The 23,489-nt window shown below is 62.8% G+C and carries 22 protein-coding genes; 15 read left to right on the top strand and 7 right to left on the bottom strand.

Annotation, left to right across the window (positions count from 1 at the left end; all coding sequences use genetic code 11):
* Positions 1-38 precede the first annotated feature (38 nt).
* The 3 genes from JCM7686_RS21170 (at position 39) to JCM7686_RS21160 (ending at position 4,003) form a co-directional block, all read left to right on the top strand.
* Positions 39-1,649 (top strand): FGGY-family carbohydrate kinase, encoded by a 1,611-nt coding sequence (locus JCM7686_RS21170; protein WP_020953058.1) that lies wholly within the window; start codon positions 39-41, stop codon positions 1,647-1,649.
* Positions 1,650-1,813: 164 nt separating this feature from the next.
* Positions 1,814-2,281 carry an Ivy family c-type lysozyme inhibitor gene (locus JCM7686_RS21165; protein ID WP_020953057.1) on the top strand — a complete coding sequence of 156 codons (468 nt, stop codon included), beginning with the start codon at positions 1,814-1,816 and terminating at the stop codon, positions 2,279-2,281.
* 150 nt (positions 2,282-2,431) lie between these two features.
* Positions 2,432-4,003 (top strand): GMC oxidoreductase, encoded by a 1,572-nt coding sequence (locus JCM7686_RS21160; protein WP_020953056.1) that lies wholly within the window; start codon positions 2,432-2,434, stop codon positions 4,001-4,003.
* Between the two features lie 93 nt (positions 4,004-4,096).
* Here JCM7686_RS21160 and JCM7686_RS21155 read toward each other — a convergent pair whose 3' ends face one another.
* Positions 4,097-5,269, bottom strand: a complete 1,173-nt coding sequence (locus JCM7686_RS21155; RefSeq protein ID WP_020953055.1) for a calcium-binding protein — start codon at positions 5,267-5,269, stop codon at positions 4,097-4,099.
* A gap of 443 nt (positions 5,270-5,712) precedes the next feature.
* Between JCM7686_RS21155 and pepT the strand changes: the two genes are divergently transcribed.
* Positions 5,713-6,951, top strand: a complete 1,239-nt coding sequence (pepT, locus tag JCM7686_RS21145; protein WP_020953054.1) for a peptidase T — start codon at positions 5,713-5,715, stop codon at positions 6,949-6,951.
* A gap of 245 nt (positions 6,952-7,196) precedes the next feature.
* On the opposite strand, the gene JCM7686_RS21140 is transcribed toward pepT, so the two are convergent.
* Both JCM7686_RS21140 and JCM7686_RS21135 read right to left on the bottom strand, forming a co-directional pair.
* The gene (locus JCM7686_RS21140) at positions 7,197-7,604 is read right to left on the bottom strand and encodes a type II toxin-antitoxin system VapC family toxin (RefSeq protein WP_020953053.1); all 408 of its coding nucleotides are present in this window, start codon (positions 7,602-7,604) and stop codon (positions 7,197-7,199) included.
* 1 nt (position 7,605) lies between these two features.
* Positions 7,606-7,851, bottom strand: a complete 246-nt coding sequence (locus tag JCM7686_RS21135) for a type II toxin-antitoxin system Phd/YefM family antitoxin (protein ID WP_020953052.1) — start codon at positions 7,849-7,851, stop codon at positions 7,606-7,608.
* 109 nt (positions 7,852-7,960) lie between these two features.
* On the opposite strand from JCM7686_RS21135, the gene JCM7686_RS21130 reads away from it, so the two are divergent.
* Together JCM7686_RS21130 and JCM7686_RS21125 are read left to right on the top strand one after the other, a co-directional pair.
* Positions 7,961-8,887 carry a LysR family transcriptional regulator gene (locus JCM7686_RS21130; RefSeq protein ID WP_020953051.1) on the top strand — a complete coding sequence of 309 codons (927 nt, stop codon included), beginning with the start codon at positions 7,961-7,963 and terminating at the stop codon, positions 8,885-8,887.
* Positions 8,888-9,163: 276 nt separating this feature from the next.
* On the top strand, positions 9,164-10,186 hold the full coding sequence (locus tag JCM7686_RS21125) for a YeiH family protein (RefSeq protein WP_020953050.1): 1,023 nt from the start codon (positions 9,164-9,166) through the stop codon (positions 10,184-10,186).
* 27 nt (positions 10,187-10,213) lie between these two features.
* Here JCM7686_RS21125 and JCM7686_RS21120 read toward each other — a convergent pair whose 3' ends face one another.
* Positions 10,214-11,170 carry a LysR family transcriptional regulator gene (locus tag JCM7686_RS21120; protein WP_020953049.1) on the bottom strand — a complete coding sequence of 319 codons (957 nt, stop codon included), beginning with the start codon at positions 11,168-11,170 and terminating at the stop codon, positions 10,214-10,216.
* Positions 11,171-11,344: 174 nt separating this feature from the next.
* Between JCM7686_RS21120 and JCM7686_RS21115 the strand changes: the two genes are divergently transcribed.
* Complete coding sequence (locus JCM7686_RS21115; RefSeq protein WP_041528347.1) at positions 11,345-12,205, top strand: D-amino-acid transaminase; 861 nt, start codon at positions 11,345-11,347, stop codon at positions 12,203-12,205.
* Positions 12,206-12,273: 68 nt separating this feature from the next.
* Here the strand turns inward: JCM7686_RS21115 and JCM7686_RS21110 are convergent, their stop codons facing one another.
* Positions 12,274-13,311, bottom strand: a complete 1,038-nt coding sequence (locus JCM7686_RS21110) for a dipeptidase (RefSeq protein ID WP_020953047.1) — start codon at positions 13,309-13,311, stop codon at positions 12,274-12,276.
* A gap of 294 nt (positions 13,312-13,605) precedes the next feature.
* Here JCM7686_RS21110 and JCM7686_RS21105 point away from each other — a divergent pair, with 294 nt between their 5' ends.
* From JCM7686_RS21105 to JCM7686_RS21075, 7 genes are all read left to right on the top strand, one after another.
* The gene (locus tag JCM7686_RS21105) at positions 13,606-15,204 is read left to right on the top strand and encodes an ABC transporter substrate-binding protein (RefSeq protein ID WP_020953046.1); all 1,599 of its coding nucleotides are present in this window, start codon (positions 13,606-13,608) and stop codon (positions 15,202-15,204) included.
* Positions 15,201-16,214: an ABC transporter permease gene (locus JCM7686_RS21100; protein WP_020953045.1), complete on the top strand. Its 1,014-nt coding sequence runs from the start codon at positions 15,201-15,203 to the stop codon at positions 16,212-16,214. The genes JCM7686_RS21105 and JCM7686_RS21100 overlap by 4 nt, the downstream gene beginning before the upstream one ends.
* 11 nt (positions 16,215-16,225) lie before the next feature.
* Positions 16,226-17,125: a nickel transporter permease gene (gene nikC / locus JCM7686_RS21095; protein WP_020953044.1), complete on the top strand. Its 900-nt coding sequence runs from the start codon at positions 16,226-16,228 to the stop codon at positions 17,123-17,125.
* A gap of 9 nt (positions 17,126-17,134) precedes the next feature.
* The gene (locus tag JCM7686_RS21090) at positions 17,135-17,974 is read left to right on the top strand and encodes an ABC transporter ATP-binding protein (protein WP_020953043.1); all 840 of its coding nucleotides are present in this window, start codon (positions 17,135-17,137) and stop codon (positions 17,972-17,974) included.
* Positions 17,975-17,982: 8 nt separating this feature from the next.
* On the top strand, positions 17,983-18,726 hold the full coding sequence (locus JCM7686_RS21085) for an ABC transporter ATP-binding protein (protein WP_020953042.1): 744 nt from the start codon (positions 17,983-17,985) through the stop codon (positions 18,724-18,726).
* Positions 18,727-18,739: 13 nt separating this feature from the next.
* Positions 18,740-20,248 carry a serine hydrolase domain-containing protein gene (locus tag JCM7686_RS21080; RefSeq protein ID WP_020953041.1) on the top strand — a complete coding sequence of 503 codons (1,509 nt, stop codon included), beginning with the start codon at positions 18,740-18,742 and terminating at the stop codon, positions 20,246-20,248.
* Between the two features lie 71 nt (positions 20,249-20,319).
* Complete coding sequence (locus JCM7686_RS21075; protein WP_020953040.1) at positions 20,320-20,682, top strand: diacylglycerol kinase; 363 nt, start codon at positions 20,320-20,322, stop codon at positions 20,680-20,682.
* Here the strand turns inward: JCM7686_RS21075 and JCM7686_RS21070 are convergent.
* Entirely contained in the window at positions 20,679-21,314 is a 636-nt protein-coding gene (locus JCM7686_RS21070; protein WP_148292710.1) for a DsbA family protein, read from the bottom strand. The two genes, JCM7686_RS21075 and JCM7686_RS21070, sit on opposite strands and share 4 nt — an antisense overlap.
* Before the next feature lie 471 nt (positions 21,315-21,785).
* Here JCM7686_RS21070 and JCM7686_RS21065 point away from each other — a divergent pair, with 471 nt between their 5' ends.
* Positions 21,786-22,319: a GNAT family N-acetyltransferase gene (locus JCM7686_RS21065; RefSeq protein WP_020953038.1), complete on the top strand. Its 534-nt coding sequence runs from the start codon at positions 21,786-21,788 to the stop codon at positions 22,317-22,319.
* Between the two features lie 14 nt (positions 22,320-22,333).
* Here JCM7686_RS21065 and JCM7686_RS21060 read toward each other — a convergent pair whose 3' ends face one another.
* Positions 22,334-23,356 carry an asparaginase gene (locus JCM7686_RS21060; protein WP_020953037.1) on the bottom strand — a complete coding sequence of 341 codons (1,023 nt, stop codon included), beginning with the start codon at positions 23,354-23,356 and terminating at the stop codon, positions 22,334-22,336.
* Positions 23,357-23,489: the final 133 nt, after the last annotated feature.

Here is a 23,489-nt window from a genome sequence, read left to right as displayed (position 1 = left end):
GAGGGGGCATCTTTTTCCAGAAGTTGAAAGGCCAGCCCATGACCCAGCGCGGCAAATATCTCATCGGTGTGGATGTTGGGACGGGCAGTGCCCGCGCCGGGGTCTTTGACCTTGCCGGGCGCATGTTGGGTTCGGCCAAGCAGGACATCACCATTTGGCGCGAGCCGGGCTCGATCGTCGAGCAATCGGGCAACCAGATCTGGCAAGCCGTCTGCGCCTCGGTCAAGGGCGCGGTGGCGCAAGCTGCGATTGCGCCCGAGGATGTCGCGGGGATCGGCTTTGATGCGACCTGCTCGCTGGTGGTTCTGGACGGTGACGGCGCGCCCTTGGCGGTCGGTCCCTCGAACGATCCTGAGCGCAATATCATCGTCTGGATGGACCACCGCGCCATTGCTCAGGCCGAGCGGATCAATGCGCAGGGCCATGACGTGCTGAAATATGTCGGCGGTGTGATTTCTCCGGAGATGGAGACGCCGAAGATCCTCTGGCTCGCCGAAGAAAAGCCCGAAACCTTCGCCAAGGCCGGTCATTTCTTCGATCTCGCCGATTATCTCGGCTGGCGCGCGACGGGCAGCCTTGCCCGCTCGACCTGCACCGTGACGTGCAAATGGACCTATCTCGCCCATGAGGGCCGTTGGGACGACAGCTATTTCCGCCAGATCGGGCTGGGCGCTTTGGCCGATGAAGGCTTTGCGCGGATCGGCACGGAAATCGTCGCGCCCGGCACCCCGCTTGGCGCGGGTCTGACGGCGGCAGCGGCCGCCGATCTGGGCCTTGTTGCCGGGATCGCAGTGGGCGCGGGCCTGATCGACGCTCATGCGGGCGGCGTCGGCACCGTGGGGGCCGAAGGCGCGCCGACCGACAGCCTCGCCTATGTCTTCGGGACCTCGTCCTGCACCATGACCACGACCAAGGATCCGGTTTTCGTGCCGGGTGTCTGGGGGCCTTATTATCAGGCGATGGTGCCGGATATGTGGCTGAACGAGGGCGGCCAATCGGCAGCAGGCGCGGCCATCGATCAGCTGATTGCCTTCCACCCTGCGACGACCGAGGCAGCTTCGGCTGCGGCCAAGGCGGGCCAGCCGCTGCCGGTGTGGCTGGCGGATCGTGCGCTTGAAAAGGCCAAGGCCGCAGATGCGATTGCGCTGGCGGGCGAGATCCATGTCGTGCCGGAATTCCTTGGCAACCGCGCGCCCTTCGCCGATCCCCATGCCCGCGCCGTCATCGCCGGTCTGGGGATGGAGCGTGATCTCGACAGCTTGATTGCGCTTTACGTCGCGGGTGTGGCCTCGATCGGCTACGGCCTGCGCCAGATCATCGAGACTCAGGCGGCGAATGGCGCGGTGGTCAAGCAGATCGTCATCTCGGGCGGTGCCGGTGCGCATGACCTGACACGCCAGATTCTCGCCGATGCCACCGGCCTGCCGCTGGTCGCGACCGAGGCGGAAGAGCCTGTTCTGCTCGGTTCGGCCATTCTGGGCGCGGTTGCCTCGGGCAAAAACGATAGCATGACACAGGCGATGGCGGCGATGACGCGGACCGAAAAGACCTATCTGCCCGAGCCTCAGGCCGTCGCGCGTCATGACGCCCGTTTCGCGGCCTTCCGCAAGCTTCAAGACTGCGTCCGCACTTTGCGGGCCGCGTCCTGATCAGGCAAACAAACCGCGCAATCTGATCCGGCTCAACGCCGGATCGGCCCCGTCGGATCCATCACATTGAGTTGGCTTGAAGCCGCTTTCGTGCCTTTCTAGGTTGAAAGCGGGACATGGGCTCTTGGGTAAGTCCCTGACGAAACATCGAAAGGAATGAGAACATGCTCTCTTCTCTGCGCGCTGCCGGAGCTTTGGCGCTGATCCTTGGTCTGACGCCAGCGGCTTTTGCCGAAAGCGCTGAACCGACCCTCGCCGATCTGTCGACGAACAGCGAAATGCGCGCGAGTTTCGACAAAATGGCGACGGGCTGGACCGTGCCGGATTGGGTTCTGAGCGGCCCGGTGACCTCGCCGAGCCAGATGGTGCAGTTCGGCGGCAAGGAGTATCTGGTGATGACCGGCTGCAAGAAGCACGATTGCGGCAACAACCAGATCGCGGTGCTCTATCAAAAGACCGACAAGGTGATGTTCGGCCTGCTCTTGCGCGCGGATTCCGCGGATGGGCCGCAGACCTTGAACTGGATGGGCATGGGTGGGAATGCCGAAACCGTCGATGGCCGGACCATTCTTTACGCCGCGACCACCGGCAGTCTGGCGAACCACCCCAAATCTTTCGATTACACCGATTAAGCCGCACCGTGGCAGAATAAACCTAACAAACAGGCAACTTACGCGCGGTCGGGCTTCGCTCTAACGTCGCGCGAAGCAAGAAGATGATCGCCCCGAACCAGTTTGGAAGGGTCTGTGTCGCCCGCTTGCCTGTTTGGTGTTGAGGTTATTATGACGCGCGAGATCATGGGCTCGGATTGGGATGTGATTGTCATCGGCACCGGGATCGGGGGCGGGCTGGCCGCGCGGCGGCTGGCCGAGCTCGGGCTCTCGGTTCTGATGATCGAGAAGGGCAAGGATCTCGGCGACACCCCCTCTGGCCTGCCGATGACCTCGGCGCAGACGGCGGAAGAGCGGCTGGACGCTGGCGCTTGGCCAAGCCCGCTGGTCGCGCATCTCGACAACCGCCGCGTCGAGCTGGAAGGCGTGATCGGCGCGGCCGTCGGGGGCACGTCGCTTTATTACGCGGCAACGCTTGAGCGGCCCGAGCGTCACGACCTCGACGATCTGCCCGAGCGCCCGCATCCGACCGGCGGCTGGCCGGTGGGCTACGGCGAACTCGCGCCCTATTTCGAACGCGCCGAGCGTTATTTCCACATCAGTGGCGAAACCGATCCGCTCGATCCGCAGGCGCCCGCATTACCCTATCCGGCGCGCGCGCTCTCGTCCACCGATCAGACCATTTGCGACTCGCTGCGGCGCGACGGGCTGCACCCCTACCAGACCCATATGGCCGCGCGTTTCCTGCCGGGATGCGAGAACTGCTTCGGGCGGCGCTGCGCGAAACGCTGCAAGATGGACGGGCGCACCGCGGGGGTCTTGCCCGCGCTTGAAACCGGGCGGGTCGCGCTTTTGGACCGCTGCGAGGTCGTCGAGATCACCGCGGGCGATCAGGTCAGCGCGATCACCTGCAGGCGGGAGGGCGAGGAGTTCACCCTGAGCGCGCGTGCCTATGTCGTGGCGGCGGGCGGTCTTGGCACGCCCGCGCTGCTGGCGCGCTCGCGCAGTGAAAGCTGGCCTGCGGGCATCGGCAACCGTCACGATGTGCTCGGTCGCAACCTGATGTTTCATCTCAGCGAGATTGTCGCAATCTGGCCGGGCAAAGGCGCGGATCGGGATGATGGCGAAAGCCGCTCGATCAGTTTCCGCGATCTCTATTATGGCAACGGCCAAAGATTCGGGCTGATCCAGTCGATGGGCCTCACCGCGGGCTATGGCGAGGTGCTGTTCGCCCTGCAAAACCGCTTCGATGTCTCGCGGCTGCGCGCGCTGCGGCCTTTGCGGCAGGCGCTGCGGATCCCGGCCCTTGCGGCGGCCAAGCTTTTGGGTCCGGCGCGGCTTTTTGTCGGCGTGCTCGAGGATCTGCCCTATGCCGACAACCGGTTGATCGCGGGCGATCCGGGCAGCGACCGGCTCGAGTTCAGCTATCGCATCTCGCCCGAGCTGCAAAATCGCCGCGCCGCCTTTCGTCAGGCGATGCGCAAGGCGTTTCGCGCCAATCGGCATATTTTCATGGGCAACAGCCCGCAGCTCAACTTTGCTCATCCCTGCGGAACGGCGCGGTTTGGCGAGGATCCGAAGACGAGCGTGCTTGACCGTGACTGCCGCGTGCATGGGGTCTCGAACCTCTATGTCGCGGATTCGTCTTTCATGCCGACCTCGAACGGGGTCAATCCCAGCCTGACGATCGCCGCCAATGCCCTGCGCGTGGCCGAGCGCATTGCCGCAGGCCTGAAAAGCTGATCGGCGCGCCTAGGTAAGGCGCGCCGCATCATGGATCACAGGCTCGATTGCCCGGGCGACGGTCTGTCAATCGCCCGGTTTCTCGCATCTGGCTCAGGTGAAATCGAAGATGTTGCTCAGAAGGATGCTGTCACCGTGGCCGAAATCCAGCAGCGTGCCGCGGGCGGTCTGGCTCACGGAATAGCTGCGGCCATCGACCTGCAGGATGTCGATGCCGACGTCAAAGCCCAGCACGGTATCCGCGCCATCACCCCGGTGGAAGATCAGCGTATCGGCGACGCCATCGCCCGGAGCGCGCCAGTTATAGGCCTCGCCATTGGCCGAGATCAGGTCGTTGCCCTTGCCGCCGGTGATGGTGTCGCGCCCCTCACCACCCTGCAGCGTGTCATTGCCGCGCGAGCCGATGAGGATGTCATCGCCCCAGCGTGCGCTGAAGTTGACGCCATGCATATTGGCCCCGATCTTCGCCCCCGAGGCGTCGATCGTGTCATTGCCGCGATGGGTCCAGCCGTTCTCGAAATCGTAGAAATGCAGCGTGTTGGTGCGCCCGCCCATGGTCGAGGTGGCGACGCCATCTTCGGCCGTGGTGAAGCGGACATGGGCACCGGTTCTCTGGTCGCCGTTCACGACCCAGATGTTGATGAGATCGCCGATCCCTTCCTGCGTGTTGCCGCCATAGATCGTGTCATTGCCCGGAGCGACGTTGTCGCCCAGCCCCCAGCGGATGTTGTCATTGCCCGCGCCGCCATAGATCAGATCGTCGCCGGTGCTCGACTGGATGAAATCGTCACCCGCGCCGCCAAAGATCGTGTCATTGCCCGAACCACCGTCGAGGACATCCGCGAAGGCCGTGCCGGTGATGCGGTCATTGCCCGCGCCCGCATAGATCGACAGGCCGTGTTGCGGGGTGCCGTCATGAGCCGGCGCAAGGGTCGCGCGGGCGGCGTTGATGATATCATTGCCCGCAGAGCCATGAAGCCGTTCGATCCCGAAGAATTTCAGCGATTCGCCGCCACCGGTCGCGACGCCCGATTCCGTCGTGATGAAACGGACGGTGATGCCCTGTTTGCCGGTCAAATACAGGCGATCACCCCCCGGGTTGCCGTTGTGATAGGGATCGGGATCGTAATGCTCGCCCGTATCGCCGCCGTAGACGATGCCGCTTCCGCTCGCCGGGCCCCAATAGATCTTGTCGTCTCCGCCCAAAGCATAGATCGGTTTGGACGAATAGGGTCCACGAATCACGTCATTTTTGTTGCTAGGCATCCAGTTCCTCTTTGAGTTCTCGAATGTTGGTGTTTGGCACGATTGCACCAGGCGCTTGTTTGGGGCCGCCCTGATTGCCCTGATTGCGGCAGAGATAACATTTCTTAACTCATTCCGGCAGCCGGGTTTAAAGGATCGGCAATTCCCGGCTGATCCTGTCTTTTTATCGGCAACCTCTGGCCGAGCCGGTTTTGATCGGGGCTTGCTTTAAGTGCTAAGTCTCGAAATCCGCCGCAAAAATATCCCCGCGAAAATGTGAAGCACGCCGATGTGGATTTTGGCTCTGGCGCGATTGGTGCAAGTGGATAAATCTGATTGGCGCGAGAACCGCGCAGGGGCAATCGGGAGTTTCGACGCAGATGAGCAGACGGATTTCGGGGGCCGCGCGGGCTTGACAGCATCGCCCGCGAAGCGCCTTTTCTCGGGGGAAGACAGGAGGTTCGATGTCTGGACAATTTGATCATGAACTCGAGGCGCGCTTGGTCCGCTATGCGGCGATCGACAGCCAAAGTGACGCCGCCAGCGCCAGCTCTCCCAGCAGCGAGATCCAGTTCGCCATGTTGCGTCTGCTTGAACGCGAGCTGACCGAAATGGGCGCAAGCGACGTGCAGCTGACCGCCTATGGCACGGTTTTGGCGACGATTCCCGGCACGGCCCCGGGCCCGGTCATCGGCCTTTTGGCCCATGTTGATACCGCGCCGCAATTCAACGCAACCGGCGTGAAGCCGCGTGTGATCCGGGGATATAACGGTGGCGATGTGACCTTCCCCGATGATTCCGCGCTGGTCCTTTCGCCCGAGGAGTATCCCTATCTCTCTGAAAAGATTGGTGACGATCTGATTACCGCTTCGGGAACGACCCTGCTTGGCGCCGATGACAAGGCGGGCGTCGCCGTTTTGATGACGCTTGCGCGTCACCTGCTAAGCAATCCGCAGATCGCCCATCCGACGCTTCGCTTGGCCTTCACGCCGGACGAAGAAATCGGGTGTGGCGTCAATCCGCAATTGCCCAAAGATCTCGGCGCGGCTTTTGCCTATACGCTCGACGGCGGCTCGGTGGGAGAGATCGAGTATGAGAGTTTCTCGGCCGATGGCGCCGAAATCACCGTGACCGGCGTCTCTATTCATCCAGGCCTGGCCAAGGACAAGATGGTGAACGCGATCCATCTTGCCGCGAAAATCATCGCGACGCTGCCGCAAGCCGCGATGGTGCCAGAGCTGACTGAGGGCCGCGACGGCTTTATCCATGCGACGGGGATGAGCGGGGGCTCGTCCGAGATGAAGATCAGCCTCATCATTCGCGATTTCGAGCTCGCAGGTCTGGCCGCGAAAGGCGAGCTGATCCGGCAGGTTTGCGCAGCGGTTCAGGCCACCGAACCCCGCGCCACGATTCAATGCGAGATCCGCCCGCAATACCGTAATATGCGCTATTGGATCGAGAAAGATATGACCCCGGTCAATCTTGCTTATGCGGCCTGCCGCAAGCTTGGGATCGAGCCGATTTCCGTACCGATCCGGGGCGGCACCGATGGGTCGCGCCTGACCGAGATGGGCGTGCCGACGCCGAACCTCTTTACCGGCATGCAAAACATTCACGGGCCGCTCGAATGGGTTTCGGTGCAGGATATGGCCAAAGCAACCGCGCTTTGTCTCAATTTGGTCGAATTGGCGGCAGAGACCTAGGCCCCTTCGGATCATCACCGCCGCGGGCGATGAGGCCCGCAGACGGCTTTTCCGGATCAGAAAAGAAGCGTCCTGCATTCGAAAAATGCAAGACGCTTTGATAAGGCAGATATTGAACCGATTAACGAATCACACTCTTTAACTTGGATTAATTTAGCCAGAATCCTGCTTGTTCTATGTGCCGTTGCGCACAAATCGGAAAAGATTTCCCCGCGCGCGGTTGTTTTCGATCTCTTTTGTCCGGATCAGGGCTGAAAGGGATCGAGCAGGCGGCATCCTGAAGGGGTGAAATCGGACATATTCCCGGTGACAACGATCGCATCGCGGGCCAGCGCGGTGGCCGCGATCATCAGATCCGCGCCATCATGGCCGATCGTCGCGGACAACCGGCCCCAGATCCGCGCCTCGACGCTGCCGAAGGGCAGGATGCGGTCGGCGAAAAGCTGGGTCGTGCGGTCGAGCCAGTCGTTCAGATCGCGCGCAAAGCCCGGATTGATGATCTCTTGCCGAGCAATGCCGCGCTCGATCTCGCCCAGAGTGATGACCGAGAGGTAAAGCTCCTGATCCGGCTGGCCGCGCAGCCATTGCGCGACCGCGGGCGCCCGTTCGGGGCGTCGCAGCGCCGAGATCACATTGGTATCAAGGAGATACATTTCAGAACTCGACATCCCGCGGGCGAGCTTTCGGCCGCTGGTCCAGATCGAGGCCCGGAAAACCAAGGAGGTGATCGGTGAAGGTGCCGCGCGCCGCCCGGGCAGCGGCGGTCATGCGGGCATAATCCTCGGCCGAGAGGACGACGACCGCAGGCTTCCCCCGGCGCGTGACCTCTTGCGGCTCGCCCGACAGCGCGGCATCCACCACGGCCGAGAAGCGGTTCTTGGCATCTTGCAAAGTCCACATGGCGCACCTGTCTAGCTAACTGGCTAGACATATAAGCGGTGCGGCGATGCAGATCAAGCGCCTTGCGGCGGGGCGAGGGATCGGGGAACCTGCGGCAAAAGGCCAGAGCATGACACTCGAACAACTCCGAATTTTCCTGATGGTGGCCGAACTTGAGCACGTCACCCGTGCAGCCGAGCGGTTGCATCTGACTCAATCCGCTGTCAGCGGTGCCATTCAGACGCTTGAAAATACGCATCAATTGCGGCTTTTCGACCGCGTCGGACGTGGCATCCGCCTGACCGATGAGGGCCGTGTGATGCAGCGCAAGGCGCAAGAGATCATGGCGGTGGTCAAGGATACCGAGGCGACGCTTGGCGACCTCTCGGGGCTGAAACTCGGAGAGCTGCGCATCCATGCCAGCCAGACCGTCTCAAGCCACTGGCTGCCCCGTTTCGTCATGCGCTTTGCCGCGCGCCATCCCGGCATCGCGCTGACGGTCGAGGTCGGCAATACGGTGCAATGTCTCGAGGCAGTGCGCAAAGGGCTCTGCGATCTCGCTTATGTCGAGGGCGCGGTCGAGGGCGATCTCGGCCCGGACGAGGCGAGCCGGATCGCGCAGCAACCGGTGGCGCAAGACCTTCTGGTGCTGGTCTGCGCGCCCGGCCACCCTTGGGCCGCCGAGCCGCCCAAGGATTTGCGCCGTGCGTTTGCCACGCAGGGTTGGGTCACGCGCGAGCGTGGCTCGGGCACGCGATCGAGCTTTGAAACCGAGCTGCGCCGTAGTGGCGTCGATCCGGATCGTCTGTCGGTGGTCATGGAGTTTTCGACCAATGAAGCGGTCTGTTCCGGGATTGAGAACAGCGATTGCATTGGCGTGGTCTCGGGCCTTGTCGCCGGGCCCCTGATTGAGGCGGGGCGGCTCAGGGCGCTGCCCTATACGATCGGGGCGCGCCCGTTTTTGCAACTGCGCCGGTTGGACCGCCATTTCAGTCGGGCGGCGCGCGCCTTTGCGATGCTGATCGACGAGGCGGGGGCTTTGGCGGAGGGATCGTGATTCGTGACGCAAGGGGTCAGTTGCACGCGATTGTGGCGAAATTATGATCCCCAGTTGCGAAAGAACGAAGAAAATTATCACTCTTTGATCGCGCGCATCGAGAAAGTAATTCTGCGCGTCCTTCTTATTGCGCTGATATTATTGATTTATTTCTGATCCCGGACGCGATGGCATCAATCAATCTAAAATTCAGATCAATCCGATAGAAAACTTCTGTTTTTCTTCTTGAATGCAAGGGCGCAAGAGCGAGTCCGAGCAGTGAGGAAAGACATCGCCATGCAGGTTAGCCAGCTTCAACGCCCCGCACGGGACTTGCCCTTCATGGGCCATATTCCCGGTCTGACGCTGGTCGCTTTGTTCGCGGCTGCGGCTTATGGGCTGCGGTCCCTGCCGGGGCTCGGGACCTTCAGCCCGATGATCATTGGCATTCTGGTCGGGATGCTCTTTGCCAATATTTTCGCTTTGCCCGAAACCGCCGTGACCGGGGTTAAATTCGCGGCCAAGACCCTGTTGCGTGCGGCTGTTGCGCTTTTGGGCCTCCAGATCACCCTAAGCCAGATTGGCGCGCTGGGGGTCGGCGGTTTTGCCGTGGCGGCGATTGCGCTTTTCTCGACCTATTTCTTCACGCTCTGGGTCGGTCGCCGCATGGGGATCGGGCGCGAGTTGACCGGCCTGATCGCAGCGGGCTCGTCGATCTGCGGGGCGTCTGCGATTGCCGCGGCCGATCTGACGATCCGGGGCAAGGATGAGGATGTCGCTTATGCCGTGTCCTGTGTCACGATTTTTGGCACGCTTGCGATGTTCGCCTTCCCGCTTTTGATGCCGGTGTTCGGGCTTAGCCCTGCGCAATATGGCGTCTGGTCGGGCGCGGCGGTCCATGAGGTCGCGCAAGTGGTTGGCGCGGGTTTTCAGGGCGGCGAAGAGGCGGGCACGATCGCCATCGTCGTCAAATTGTGCCGGGTGGTGATGCTCGCGCCGCTGCTGATCCTGATGGGGCTGATGATCAACCGCAAAGGCGGGGGCGACAAATCCACCGCGCGCCCGCCGCTGGTGCCCTTCTTTCTGATCGCTTTCGTCGCGATCATGTTGGTCAACAGTCTGGGCGTTATCCCGGCGCCCGCCCATGACGGGCTGGTTACGATCACGCCGATCCTCCTGACCATGGCGCTGACCGCTTTGGGGATGAACACCAATTTCGCCAAACTCAAAAGCCTCGGCCTGCGTCCGCTGGTGCTGGGTGGTCTTGCGACGATCTGGATTTCGGCGGTCAGTCTGGGTGCGGCGGTCTTCTTCTTCTGACCGAGCCGCCACGCTGTCCTCGCGCCGTCACGCCCTCGCGGGTGCGGCGGCGTCAGGCGTGGCGAGGGTTTCCAGAATACGCTCCCAGAGCGGATGTCCCCGCCCCGGATCCTCGCCGCGATAGGCGTAAAGCCGGATCTCGACCGACAGACGCCACTGCGCCAAGGGCGAGGCGAGCATCAAGCGGCCCGCATCGAGATCCCCGCGCACGAGGCTTTCGGGCAGCCAGCACAGCCCCCAGCCTTGCAGCGCGAATTCGCGCAGGCCGAAGGAAATCGAGTTTTCAAAGATGATGCGGCGGCGGAACGGATATTGGGTCATCAGCCGCTGCAAGGTCGTGCCAAAGAACGAGGCGCGGCCATAATCGAGATAGGGGATCTCGCAATGGCCCTGCGCGGCCTCGTCGAGAATACCCGGCGTGACCGCTGCTGTGCGGTCACGCAGGCGGGGCGCGATCACCGGCAGGATGGTTTCCGTTCCCAGCGTGATCCAGTCGAACTGCTCGGGGTCGAGCAGCATCGGCACATTGGGATGGGCATAGGTCAGAAAGACATCGGCCTCGCCGCTGACCAAAGCGTCGATATTGGCCTCGATGCCGCCGCGATCGGGAATGACCTTGGCGGTCACGCCTGGCAAAGCGCGCTCGAGCCGTTCGAGCAGTTGGGGCAAGAGCGTGACAGTCAGCGACAGCAAGGCCGCGAGGTTCAGCGTCGGATGGCGGCCCGATCCCATCGGGCGCAGGCTGTCGCGGGTCGCGTAGAAGGTGCGGATTGCGTCCTGGGCGACCGGCAGGAAGGCCTTGCCTTCGGGGGTGAGATCGGCGGGGATACTGGCACGGTTGATCAGGGCGGCACCGAGCCAGGTCTCAAGCTGTTTGATGCGGCGCGAAAAGGCCGATTGCGTGATATGACGCGCCTCGGCCGCGCGCGAGAAGCTTGCCGTGCTGGCCAGCATGACGAAGTCTTCCAGCCATTTCAGTTCCATGGTGTTCCCTTTCGAAGCCGCGCCTTTAGTCCTCTGGCGCGGCCCTGACCAGCCCCATGTCAGTGCCCTGACCAGCCTCATGCAAATTCGGTCTGACCTTGGGTAAAACCGGCATTGGCCATTTCGCGGCGGGGGCCCTAGCTTCGCCATTCTCTTCAGATGCGGGCAATGGACATGACGCGGCAGATCTTCCTGAACGGTTCCTATATCAATGAAAGTGAAGCGAAAATTTCGGTCATGGACCGGGGTTTTCTCTTTGGAGATGCGATTTATGAGGTCACGGCCGTGCTTGACGGCCACCTCATCGACAACGATTTGCACCTCGCCCGCTTTGCTCGGTCACTGTCGGAGCTCGGGATTTCGCTGCCGATGGCTCTCGAAAATGTGCGTGAAATGCAGATCGAACTGATCCGCCGCAACCAGATGCGAGACGGCACGGTCTATCTGCAGGTCTCGCGCGGCGTGGCCGAGCGCAATTTCCACCCGGCGGGTGATCTGGTGCCGACCTTCGTCGCTTTCACTCAGCCCGCGAAACTGTCGGGAACGCCGGCGCAGCGTGAGGGCATTGCGGTTGCGCTCATGCATGACCCGCGGTGGGAGCGGCGCGATATCAAGACGGTGATGCTGCTCGGGCAGGTTCTGGCCAAGATGTCGGCGAAATCCGGCGGCTTCAACGATGTCTGGCTGCATCAGGACGGTTTCATCACCGAAGGCGCCTCATCGACGGCCTTTATCGTGACCCATGACGGCAGGATCGTGACGCGGGGCAATTCTCAGGTGACGCTGCCTGGCTGCACCCGTCGCGCCGTGCTGACTTTGGCCGAGCGGCGCGGCCTCATCTTCGACGAACGCCCCTTCACCATCGCCGAGGCGGAAGGGGCCGCCGAGGCCTTCCTGACCAGCGCGTCAAGCTTTGTCACCCCGGTCGTGCGAATTGGCGAAACGGTGATCGGGCAGGGCGAACCCGGGCCGGTCACCCGCCATCTGCAAGAGATCTATCTTGAGGCGGCGCGGGCCTGCGAACAGGTGATCTAAGGCGAGATGAGACGAAAAAGGGGCCGATTGGCCCCTTTTTGCGGCGCGGGTCTCAGCCGCCCCAGGTCTCAGCCGCCCCAAGTCCGTTCCAGCACCCGCAGCCAGTTGCCATGGGTGATCTTGGCAAGATCGTCGCCGTCATAGCCGCCGCGCTTGAAGACATCGACGAGCTTCGGCAGATCCGAGGCATCGCGCAGCGCCGCCGGAATCGTGGTGCCATCGAAATCAGAGCCGAGCGCGACATGGTCGATGCCGATCCGGTCGACGATATAATCGATATGGCGCAGCATGACCTCGAGCGGCAGGGCAGTGTCGCGCTCGCCGGTGGGGTTCAGGAAGGCCACGCCGAAATTGATCCCGACAAGGCCGCCGGTGTCCTTGATCGCGTCGAGTTGGCGGTCGGTGACATTGCGGCTGTGCGGGCAGATCGCATGGACATTCGAATGCGAGGCGACGAGCGGCGCATCCGAGATCTTGGCAATGTCCCAAAAGCCCGCGTCGTTCATATGCGACAGATCGACCATGATCTTCAGCTCATTGCAGGCGCGGATCAGCGCCTTGCCCTGCGCGCTTAAGCCCGGCCCGATTTCGGGCGTCGAGGGGAAGCGGAAGGGCACGCCGAAGGCAAAGAGGTTCGGGCGGCTCCAGACCGGGCCGAGCGAGCGCAGCCCGGCGGCATGGAGCAGATAGAGCAAATCGAGATCGGCGCCGATCGCCTCGACCCCTTCGATATGAAACACCGAGGCGAACGATCCCGCGGCCATGGCCCGGCGGATATCGGCGGCCTTGCGGCAGATGGTCAGGCCGCCCTCGGACTGGCGCTCGATCCGGGTCAGGATCCCGGCCATCGCCGTGGTGATCTCGAGCGCCTCTTGCCGCGAGGGGGTCGGCCAGTTGCCCTCGCTGTCGAGCACGCGTTCCGAGGGGACATAGATCGCGCAAAGCCCGCCCGCGAGCTTGCCCTGACGCGCGCGCGGCAGATCGATATGGCCGATCTCGTCACCCTCGATGAAGCGGCGAATCGCATCGGGGCCTCCGGCGTGCCAAATCCGCAAAAGGGCATCGTTGTGGCCGTCGAAAACGGCATCAACCTGCAAATCGGACATATCTGATCTCCCTCAAAGTCGCGCCCCTGTCTCGGACTGAAAGCGCTGCGACGCAACCGCGCAGTTGCGCCCGTCGGGTCAGAGAGGCTGACGCAACTGGCTGATCTTCTACGGTTATGCAAAATTGGACTGATCCAATCTCCAAATGGCATTGGCCGTGGTTGAAACCTGCGTGATAGCGCAACTCCCGGGTGGTGGCGCCTGCGCGGCCCCGTCGCTTTGCCTCGTCAGAAGAACCGGTGTATGGACCCCAGCTTCGTCCATTCGAACGGTCGTGAAATTAGGGATTCAACCATGCTCTCCAGACGTCATTTCCTTGCCGGAGCCGCCGCATTCCCGGCGTTGTCCTATCTTTCGCTCGGGACGGCCTTCGCGGCCAATCCGAAGACCGTGCTGGTTGTCGCCCAGCAGCTCGACAATATGACGAGCCTTGATCCGCATGAAAGCTTCGAGGCGATCGGCTCGGAAATCTGCGGCAACATGTATCACAAGTTGGTCATGCCGAACTACGAGGACGCCAATAAGGTCGAGCCTCAGATCGCGGAAAGCTGGAGCGCAGGCGAAGACGGCAAGACCTTCACCTTCAAGATCCGCACCGGGCTGAAATTCTCCTCGGGGGGCGCGCTCAGCGCCGAAGATTGCGCCTGGTCGCTTCAGCGCAGCGTGTCGATGAACAAAGGCCCGGCCTTCATCATCACCCAATTCGGCTGGAATGCCGAAAACGCCGCCGAGATGATCAAGGCTACTGATGCCGAGACGCTGGTTCTGACCACCGCCGCGCCGACCTCGATCGCCTTCCTGCTTTACTGCCTCTCGGCCAACGTCGGCTCGATCGTCGAGAAAGCCGTGGTCGAGGCGAAAGCGGTCGATGGCGACTGGGGCAATGCCTTCCTGCAAAAGAACTCGGCCGGTTCGGGCGAATTCATGCTGCAAGTCTGGCGTCCGAGCGACACCGTCTCGCTGCAAGTGAACCCGAACGGCACCTATAAGGGCGATCTTCAGCGCATCATCCTGCGCCATATCGTCGATCCTTCGGCCCAGCTTCTGATGCTGCAAAAGGGCGATGTCGATATTGCCCGCAACCTGACGAGCGAGCAGCTCAAGACGCTGAAGGACGATGCCTCGATCGTGCTGGTGCGCAAGGCGATTGCCTCGCTCAACCTGATCTCGCTGAACGTCTCGAATGAGAAGCTCAAGCATCCGAAGGTCTGGGAAGCGGTGAAATGGGCGCTCGATTACGAGGGCATCCAGAAGAACATCCTGCCGATGACCCATGAGGTCCACCAGTCGATCGTCCCGAACGGTCTGCCGGGCGCCGACAATGCGACCCCGTTCCAGAAGGACGCCGCCAAGGCGAAAGCCCTGCTGGCCGAGGCCGGTTTCCCGAATGGCTTCGAGATCAAGATGGACCATTATTCGGCCCAGCCTCATCCCGCAATCGCTCAGGCGGTTCAGGCCAACCTCGCCGAGATCGGCATCAAGGTTACGCTGCTGGCCGCCGAGAACCGTCAGGTTCTGACCAAGATGCGCGCGCGTGAGCATGAGATGGCGCTGTCGGCCTGGGGCACGGATTATTTCGATCCGAACTCGAACGCCGAAGTCTTCTGCATCAACACCGACAACTCGGATGATGCCGCGACCAAGCCTTTCGCCTGGCGCTCGCATTTCCAGGACGAGAAAGCGGCAGAGATGGCGGTTTCCGCACGCGACGAGGCCGATCCGGCCAAACGCGTCGAGAAATATCTCGAGCTTCAGCAGTATTTCATGAACAACAGCCCCTTCGCGATCATGATGCAAGGCTCGAACACGGCGGCCTGCCGTCCGAATGTCACCGGCGTTCTGCTTGGCACGCTGTCTGACAGCAACTCCTATGCAGGAACGACCAAGGCGTGAACAAACGGCTGAAAACGACTCTCAGCCTGCTCGGCAGTGTCATTGCGACACTGTTCGGGCTGGCTGTGATCACCTTTCTGATCGGCCGGGTCATGCCGGTCGATCCCGTGATCGCGGCGGTGGGCGACAATGCCCCCGAAGCGGTTATCCAGCGCGTGCGCGCCGAGATGGGGCTCGACCAGCCCCTGATTGTGCAGTTCGGCCATTATCTCTGGCAGATCCTGCATGGCGATTTCGGTAAATCGATCCTGACCCAGAACCCGGTCACGACCGATATCGCGCATTACTTCCCGGCCACGATGGAGCTTGCGACCTATGCGCTGCTGATCGCGGTGCTGATTGGCGTGCCGCTTGGCATTCTCTCGGCGGTGAAACAGGGCTCGGTGATCGACCAGATCATTCGGGTGCTTTGCCTTGCCGGACATTCGGTGCCGGTCTTCGTTCTGGCGCTGCTGGCGCTTTTGATCTTCTACGCAGGGCTTGGCATTGCGCCGGGACCGGGGCGTCAGGATATCATTTTCCAGGACATGCTGCCGACCGTGACCGGCTTTCTGACCATTGACGCGCTGCTCGCAGGCGATCTTGACGCCTTCCGCGATGCCTTGGCCCATCTGGTGCTGCCCGTCGCAGTTTTGAGCTATTTTTCAATGGCTTACATTACGCGGATGACGCGCGCCTTCATGCTCGATGCGCTCAAGGGCGAGTTCATCGTGGCCGCGCGTGCGAAGGGCCTGTCGATGAGCCGGGTGATTTTTGGCCATGCTTTCCCGACGGTTGCCGTCCAGCTGATCACCGTGATCGCGCTGACCTATGCCGGCCTTCTTGAAGGCGCGGTCGTCACCGAGACGGTCTTCGCCTGGCCCGGTCTTGGCCAGTATCTGACCATCTCGTTGATGAATGCCGATATGAACCCGGTCGTCGGCGCCACTTTGCTGATCGGCACGATCTATGTTGGCCTGAACCTTCTGGCTGATGTTCTCTACCGCGTGTTCGACCCGCGCGTGAAATAAGGGCCACGAACATGTTGAGCAATTTCCGCAGCTGGGCACTGGACGACATGCCCACCTCGCGCGCACAGGCGGGTTGGGGGCGGCGCTACCGCATCTGGCTGGCGCTGCGCCGCAATCCGCTGGCGATGATCGGTCTGACCATCATCGTTCTGGCCGTGGCGCTGGCGATTTTCGCGCCGCTGCTGTCGCCTTATGATCCGGCGATCCAGGATCTGAACAATCGCCTTGCAAAACCCTCGGCCGCGCATCTTTTCGGCACGGACGAGCTGGGCCGCGATATCTTGTCGCGCATCCTTTACGGCGGCCGTGTTACCCTTGGCATGGTGATCACCGTCGTCGTGCTGGTTGCGCCGCTGGGGCTCGCCGTCGGCTGTATCGCGGGCTATTTCGGCGGCAAGGTCGATGCGCTTTTGATGCGCATCACCGATGTCTTTCTGGCTTTCCCGCGCCTGATCCTTGCACTGGCCTTCGTCGCGGCACTGCGCCCCGGCGTCGAGAGCGCCATTCTGGCGATCGCGCTGACCGCCTGGCCGCCCTATGCCCGCATCGCCCGGGCCGAGACCATGACCATCCGCAACAGCGACTTCATCGCGGCTTGCCGCCTGACCGGCGCGTCGCGCTGGCGCATTGTCGCGCGTCATATCGCGCCGATGTGCGTGCCCTCGCTGGTGGTGCGGGTGACGCTGGATATGTCCTCGATCATCATCACCGCCGCGAGCCTTGGCTTTCTCGGCATGGGCGCACAGCCGCCGTCGCCCGAATGGGGCGCGATGATTGCGACCGCACGCCAGTTCATGCTTCAGCAATGGTGGGTCGCGGTCGCCCCTGCCGTGGCGATCCTGCTGACCTCGCTGGCCTTCAACTTCCTCGGCGACGGTCTGCGCGACGTCCTCGACCCCAAACAGAACTGAGGAGGCGAAATGCAGGTCGATATTCAAAATCTCCGCATCGCCTTTGAAAGCAACGGCAAACGCTTCGAGGCGGTGCGCGGCATTTCCATGTCGCTTGGCCGCGAGAAGCTGGGCATCGTGGGCGAATCCGGTTCGGGTAAATCGCTGACGGCGCGCGCGCTGATGAAGCTTCTGCCCAATACCGCGCATGTCACGGCGGACCGGATGCAGCTCGGCGATATCAACATCTTGACCGCGCGCGAAAAAGACATGCGCAAGGTCCGGGGCAAGCGCGTCGGCTTCATCCTGCAAGACCCGAAATATTCGCTCAATCCGGTGAAAACCATCGGGGCGCAGATCGGGGAAGGCTGGCGCGAGCATAAGGGCGGCTCCCGCAAGGAAGTGCGCGAGGCGGTTCTGGATCTGCTCGAACAGGTCAAGATCCGCGACCCGAAGAAGGTCTTTGACAGCTATCCGCACGAGATCTCGGGCGGCATGGGCCAGCGCGCGATGATCGCGATGATGCTTGCGCCCGATCCCGAGCTCTTGATCGCCGATGAGCCGACCTCGGCTCTGGATGCGACGGTGCAGGCCGAGATCCTCAAGCTGATCGACGATCTGGTCGAAAGCCGCGGCATGGGGCTCATCCTCATCAGCCATGACTTGCCGCTGGTTTCGCATTTCTGCGACCGGGTTTCGGTCATGTATATGGGGCAGGTCATGGAAGAGATGCGCGCCTCGGAGCTGCTCAAGGCCAAGCATCCCTATACGCGCGGGCTTTTGAACGGCATGCCCTCGCTTCTCCATCCCAAGCGCCGCCTGCCGATCCTCGAGCGCGACGACGACTGGCTGAAGGAGAAGGCGAAATGAGCGCACCGATGATCGATATTCAGGATCTGCGGATCGCCTTTTCGGGCCATGAAGTGGTCAAGGGTGTCAATCTTGCCGTCGCGCGCGGCGAGAGCTTTGGCATCGTCGGCGAAAGCGGCTCGGGCAAATCGACCGTGCTGCGCGCCTTGGCCGGGCTGAACGAGGACTGGTCGGGCAAGATGCTGCTGGCGGGTGAGGCCTTGCCGCTGCGCCGTCCGCCGGGCTTCTTCCGCAAGGTGCAGATGGTCTTTCAAGACCCCTTCGGCTCGCTCCATCCGCGCCAGACCATCGACCGCATCCTGTCGGAAATCCTGCTTGTCCACCGCATGGACGACATCGACGGGCGCATCAACCGCGCGCTTTCCGCCGTCGCTTTGCCTCAGACCGCGCGCTTCCGCTATCCGCATCAGCTTTCGGGCGGGCAGCGTCAGCGCGTGGCCATCGCGCGCGCTTTGATCGCCGAGCCGCAGGTGCTGCTCTTGGATGAGCCGACCTCCGCTTTGGATGTCTCGGTTCAGGCGGAGGTGTTGAACCTCTTGGCCGATCTGCGCGAAGAGCGCGGCCTGACCTATGTCATGGTCAGCCACAACCTCGCCGTCATCGCGCATCTGTGCGACCGGCTTGGGGTGATGCAAAGCGGTGAAATGGTCGAGCAATGCACAGCCGAGGATCTGCGCCTTGGCAACATCACCCACCCCCATACGCAAGAGCTGCGCCGTCTGAGCGTCGCTTTGGAAGAAGTCGAAGGCTGAGAAGGACGAAGACATGACCGCGCTCAACTGGGCCGCTGCCGAAGCGGCGCTGACCGCATCCGTTTCTTGGTGCGGGGATGAACCCGGGGGCGCGGTTTTGCTGTTCGACCGCGACGGCCTTCGGGCGGTCGCGGCGGGCGGCGTTGAAAGCCTTGCGACGCTCGCGCCCTTCAGCATCGACACGGTGGTGCGCTATGCCTCGGTGACGAAACATGTCTTCGCGAGTTTCGTGCTGGCCCATCCCGAGCTGATTTCGCTAAGCGATCCCTTGGGCAAGCACCTTCCGGGACTGGCACCCGCTACGGCAGAAGTCACGGTCGGGCAGGCGCTCGATATGTCAGGTGGCCTCCCGGACAGCCGCGAATGCCTGACCCTGATTGGCCTCTCGATCTTTACCGAAACCCGCGCGCCCGAGCTCTTGGCCTTCCACGAGGCGATGACGCGGCTGAACTATCCGGCTGGCACCGAGGTCCATTATTCGAATGGCGGCTATCGGCTGGTCGAAGAGGCGATGCGCGCCCATGGCCTCAAGTTCGACGATTTCCTGCGCAGGGAACTGCGCGAGGGGCGCGGCATTGCCATGCAGGCGGCCGAGATGTGGACCGATCCGGTCAAGGGGCTGGCGACCGGCTATTGGCATGACGGCGCAAGCTGGCAGATGGGCCTCCAGGGGATGCATCTTTCGGCGGCGGGCAGCCTGATCGGCAGCGGTCGCGCCTTGGCCGATTGGGGCCGGGCGCTGCTGCGCGCCGAGGGCAGCTTCGCCGGGCGCCTCGCGGCCCTATCGGCGCCGCGCCATCTCGCGGACGGTCGTACGACCGGCTATGGCCTCGGGCTGCGCCGCCAACAGGTCGGCACGCGCGAGCTGATCGGGCACGGCGGCTCGCAGCCGGGGTTCAAAAGCTATCTCCTGCTCGATCCTGAAACCGGCATCGGCTGCGCGGTCGTGTCGAACCGCGACGAGACGAACGGCTCGGCCATTGCGGCGCAAGTTCTGGCGGCGCTCTTTGGCGAACACCTGCCCGAGCCCGGCTCGGATCTGGTTCCCGGCCTTTACGTCGCGCCCGAAGGGGCCGATTGGATCGAGGTCCGCGCGGCCTCTGTCGTGCGGCTCGACGATGAGGTCGCGGTCTATCCGGTCGCGGGCGGTGGTGTTGACAGCTTGTCGCCGACCTCGCGGCTTGAGCTGCGGATGGACGGCGCGGCCGTCGTCGGTGAGACCGGTCACGCCCCGGCGCGCTTCCTGCCTGTCCGGCCCGAGCCGATCCCTGCGGATCTCGACGGGCTCTGGCATGTCGCGGATCTGGGCGGCGCGCTCGAGATCAGGGACGGCGCGGTCATCATGGGTGCGGGCCCGACGCGGCGGGTGATGCCTCTGCAATCCTTGGGCGGCGGGCGGTTTCTCTTTACCTTGCGCGACGGGCCATGGCTGCGCCGGATCTGCCTTGCGCGCGACGGAGACGATGCCTTCGATCTGGTGCTCTCGCGGGCGCGGATGATCCGCTACACCCGACAAAGCTGATCCGCAATTATCGCATTTGCCCTTGCTTTTGCCGGGCTTGCCGGGACATCTGAGACAAAAGAGGGCATGTGATGTTGGCGAAACTGAAGCAGGAAATCGCCCGGGTCGGACGCACGGCAAGCTGGTCCTGGACTGGCTTTCGCGCGACTTGGGTCAATGAGAAATCTTTGCGCCAATGGGGCGTGATCAATCTGATCTCGGCCTTTTTCGTCTTCTATCTTCCGCTGAGCGGTGGTGAGCGGGCTGTGCTGCTGGCGCTCGGGCTGCTCATCCTTGTCGTCGAGCTGATCAACACCGCGATCGAGGAAACCGTCGATTTCATCTCGCTCGAACGCGATCCGCGTGCGGGGCGCGCCAAGGATGCCGCCAGCGCTGCGGTCGCCGTGACGGCGATCGCGGGCGGCCTCGCCTGGCTGGTGATCCTGTTCTCTTAACGGCGCGCGGGCTTGGCCAAAGCCTTGCGGCCGCGCGCGATCATCTCCTTGAGCTCGGTCAGGCTCTGCTTGCCGAAAAGGCCTTCGTTTCCGGCGATGAAGGTCGGTGTTCCGACCAGACCCATGTGATCGGCAAGCTCGGTCGAGCGGTCCATATGCGCGTAGACCTGATCCGAATCCATATCCTTCTTAAGCCGCGTCAGATCGAGGCCCACCTTTTCGGCGGTGCGCATTGCGGAACGCTCATCGGCCTTGCCCTTGATCGCCATCATCGCCGAATGGAACTGCCAGTATTTGCCCTGTTTAAGCGAGGCGAGCGACACGCGCGTCGTGAAAATCGAGCCCTCGCCAAAGACCGGCCATTCGCGAAAGACCACGCGCAGATTCTTGTCATCCGTGATGAGCTGATGGACGTCCTTCACCATCACGCGGCAATAGGGACAATTGTAATCGAAAAATTCCGTCAGCGTGATGTCGCCGTTCGGATTGCCCAGAACCGGCGCATTGGGGTCACGCTCCAGCGCCTTGCGCAGCTCGGGGGGCATCGGGTTTTCTTCGGCGGCAAGCGCGGGCAAAGCAAAGGCTGCGCCTGTCGCAAGACCGGAAAGCAGGGCGTGGCGGCGGGTCAGCATGAGGCGTCCTTTCAAGATCCAGCCCGGATCGGCGAGCATTGGCGGGGTTGGCGCGCGCGGCTGACCTCGCCCAATCATCTGACGAAAACCCGCCAGCAGGACCATCGCCTAGCATCCGTGACCGGGCGAGAACAGACCGCGAGGGTGCTTTCGCGGATCACGGTCGCGTGGGCTGGGATCGGCTTCCGGCACGGCTGCGTCATTCTGACGCCGTAAGCGGGCGGGGCGCTGCATTGTGGCATTGTGACCACAGATATCGTTTAGTAACAATAAGATGCTACAGACATTCTTCGCATGAACATGCGCCAGATCACGCGCGCCAGACGCGACAGGATGGCCGTGCCGTCGGGTCACAAGCTCTGACGTGATTTGACTTCCGAGCTCGGCATCCCTATTTTCTGCACTGCAGCATGGGCTGCGGAAGTTTCTGTTTTGACGCGTGGTGGGAGGCAACGCGGACGGAGAGAGAAGATGACGGATTCACACCCGGGTCAAACCCCCTCTGTTCCGATGGCCAGCGCGGATTCGCGCTTTACGCTGCGCCGCCTGACGCGCTGGGACCGCAGTGCCCATCTGGCGCATCTGCTGCGCCTGTCGCTGAGCGACCGCCATGCCCGATTCCAAGGTGGGATGAGCGATGCCGCGCTAGAGCGCTATTCCAACCAGATCGACTGGACCAGCACCGTGATCTTCGGCCTTTTCGAAGGGACCGAACTGCGCGGGATGAGCGAACTTTTTCCCTTCGATATTGCCCAAGAGGGCGAGCTTTCGGTCTCGGTCGAAAGCGGTTGCCAGCATCTCGGCTTCGGACGCAGACTGGTCGGGGCGGTGCTAGATACAGCACGCTCTCAGGGGCTGCGAGCCGTGCATATGTTCTTTTTCCGCGACAATCAGGGCATGCATTCCTTGGCGCGCGCCTTCGGGGCGAAGTCGCGACTGTCGGGCGGCGTGCTCGAAGGCATCGTGACCTTCGCCGAGACCGAGCGACGCAAACGCGCGGCCTGAGGCTCACGTAAGGTTCAATGCGTCGCGAAAAGCTCTTGCAGCTTTGACAGCGGTTGTTGGCTGGCCAGCGCGCAGAGCATCAGAATCCGCGCCTTTTGCGGGGTCAGCCCCAGCGCCGAAATCAGCCCGGTTTCCGCTTCCTCCGGGCGGGCCGAGACCACGCCCGCCATGGTGCGGCTGGCGCGGATCACCGGGACTCCGACGGCACGAGCCCGCGCGATCCCGTGCAGCGCGCCGGGCGAGAGGCTGCCATTGCCATAGGCCGCGATGACCAGTGCCTGCGCGCCGCCATCAAGGGCCGCCGCATAGAACAATTCACGCGCCTCTTGATGATCGAACAGGATATCGACGGTCGGCAGGGCCGCGATCTCGGCAAGGTCGAAGGCGCTCGTCAGCGTGTGGCGCGGGACCGGGCGGTGGTGGAAAAAGACCGCGCTGCCGCTGAGCTCGCCAAGCGGGCCGCGCCGGGCCGCTCCCAGCGCATCAAGTGCCACCGGATGGGTCTTGAGGATGTCGCGGGCCGAATAGACCGCGCCATTCGACAGCACCAGAACCCCCAGACCGGCCGCCGCGGGCTCGGCCGCGACTCGCAGCCCATCGACGAGATTGGCGGGCCCGTCCGCACCCAGTGCCGAGGCCGGACGCATGGCGCCGACCATCACCACGGGCTTGCCGGTCTTGAGCACGAGGTGAAGGAAATAGGCGGTTTCCTCAAGCGAATCCGTGCCATGGGTCAGAACCAGCGCATCGACCTCGGGCCGCGCGAGGATCGCAGCCGCGCCGCGCGCGATCTCGAGCAAAAGCGCATTCCCGATCTCACTGCTGTCGACATTGACGATCTGCTCGGCTTGAACCGAGATCCCCGGAACATGGGCCGCAAGCCCCTCGATCAGCGACCCGACGGTGGTCGTGACCTGATAATCGACGCTGTTCGCCGGATCTGCCCCGGTCGAGGCAATGGTGCCGCCGGTTCCGGCGACGATAATGCGAAAGGGACGATCAGAGGTGGCAGGATTGGGGGTGGCGGGATCGGTCATGGCGGCTCCTTGGACGAGCGCGGATCTTAGACCTTGCTCGATCGGGATGCCACCAGTGACGGCGAAACACGCCGACAGCGCGGTTTGCTCTCGCCCGGACGGGTTTCGATTTCGAGGCGGTCCGAACGGAATT

This window comes from Paracoccus aminophilus JCM 7686 (genome assembly GCF_000444995.1).
Lineage (GTDB): Bacteria > Pseudomonadota > Alphaproteobacteria > Rhodobacterales > Rhodobacteraceae > Paracoccus > Paracoccus aminophilus.
The sequence above is the reverse complement of the archived record's forward strand: the minus strand, read 5'-3'. Positions and strand labels throughout refer to the sequence as shown.

Excerpts from the sequence above, each read along its gene's own strand:
- JCM7686_RS21120 (WP_020953049.1), bottom strand. The coding sequence starts at position 11,170 with ATGGAACTGAAATGGCTGGAAGACTTCGTCATGCTGGCCAGCACGGCA.
- JCM7686_RS21060 (WP_020953037.1), bottom strand. The coding sequence starts at position 23,356 with ATGACCGATCCCGCCACCCCCAATCCTGCCACCTCTGATCGTCCCTTT.
- JCM7686_RS21085 (WP_020953042.1), top strand. The coding sequence starts at position 17,983 with ATGATCGATATTCAGGATCTGCGGATCGCCTTTTCGGGCCATGAAGTG.
- JCM7686_RS21135 (WP_020953052.1), bottom strand. The coding sequence starts at position 7,851 with ATGTGGACTTTGCAAGATGCCAAGAACCGCTTCTCGGCCGTGGTGGAT.
- JCM7686_RS21165 (WP_020953057.1), top strand. The coding sequence starts at position 1,814 with ATGCTCTCTTCTCTGCGCGCTGCCGGAGCTTTGGCGCTGATCCTTGGT.
- JCM7686_RS21075 (WP_020953040.1), top strand. The coding sequence starts at position 20,320 with ATGTTGGCGAAACTGAAGCAGGAAATCGCCCGGGTCGGACGCACGGCA.
- JCM7686_RS21160 (WP_020953056.1), top strand. The coding sequence starts at position 2,432 with ATGACGCGCGAGATCATGGGCTCGGATTGGGATGTGATTGTCATCGGC.
- JCM7686_RS21065 (WP_020953038.1), top strand. The coding sequence starts at position 21,786 with ATGACGGATTCACACCCGGGTCAAACCCCCTCTGTTCCGATGGCCAGC.
- JCM7686_RS21170 (WP_020953058.1), top strand. The coding sequence starts at position 39 with ATGACCCAGCGCGGCAAATATCTCATCGGTGTGGATGTTGGGACGGGC.
- JCM7686_RS21130 (WP_020953051.1), top strand. The coding sequence starts at position 7,961 with ATGACACTCGAACAACTCCGAATTTTCCTGATGGTGGCCGAACTTGAG.
- JCM7686_RS21090 (WP_020953043.1), top strand. The coding sequence starts at position 17,135 with ATGCAGGTCGATATTCAAAATCTCCGCATCGCCTTTGAAAGCAACGGC.
- JCM7686_RS21105 (WP_020953046.1), top strand. The coding sequence starts at position 13,606 with ATGCTCTCCAGACGTCATTTCCTTGCCGGAGCCGCCGCATTCCCGGCG.
- pepT (WP_020953054.1), top strand. The coding sequence starts at position 5,713 with ATGTCTGGACAATTTGATCATGAACTCGAGGCGCGCTTGGTCCGCTAT.
- JCM7686_RS21125 (WP_020953050.1), top strand. The coding sequence starts at position 9,164 with ATGCAGGTTAGCCAGCTTCAACGCCCCGCACGGGACTTGCCCTTCATG.
- JCM7686_RS21080 (WP_020953041.1), top strand. The coding sequence starts at position 18,740 with ATGACCGCGCTCAACTGGGCCGCTGCCGAAGCGGCGCTGACCGCATCC.
- JCM7686_RS21110 (WP_020953047.1), bottom strand. The coding sequence starts at position 13,311 with ATGTCCGATTTGCAGGTTGATGCCGTTTTCGACGGCCACAACGATGCC.
- JCM7686_RS21070 (WP_148292710.1), bottom strand. The coding sequence starts at position 21,314 with ATGCTGACCCGCCGCCACGCCCTGCTTTCCGGTCTTGCGACAGGCGCA.
- JCM7686_RS21115 (WP_041528347.1), top strand. The coding sequence starts at position 11,345 with ATGACGCGGCAGATCTTCCTGAACGGTTCCTATATCAATGAAAGTGAA.
- nikC (WP_020953044.1), top strand. The coding sequence starts at position 16,226 with ATGTTGAGCAATTTCCGCAGCTGGGCACTGGACGACATGCCCACCTCG.
- JCM7686_RS21140 (WP_020953053.1), bottom strand. The coding sequence starts at position 7,604 with ATGTATCTCCTTGATACCAATGTGATCTCGGCGCTGCGACGCCCCGAA.
- JCM7686_RS21155 (WP_020953055.1), bottom strand. The coding sequence starts at position 5,269 with ATGCCTAGCAACAAAAATGACGTGATTCGTGGACCCTATTCGTCCAAA.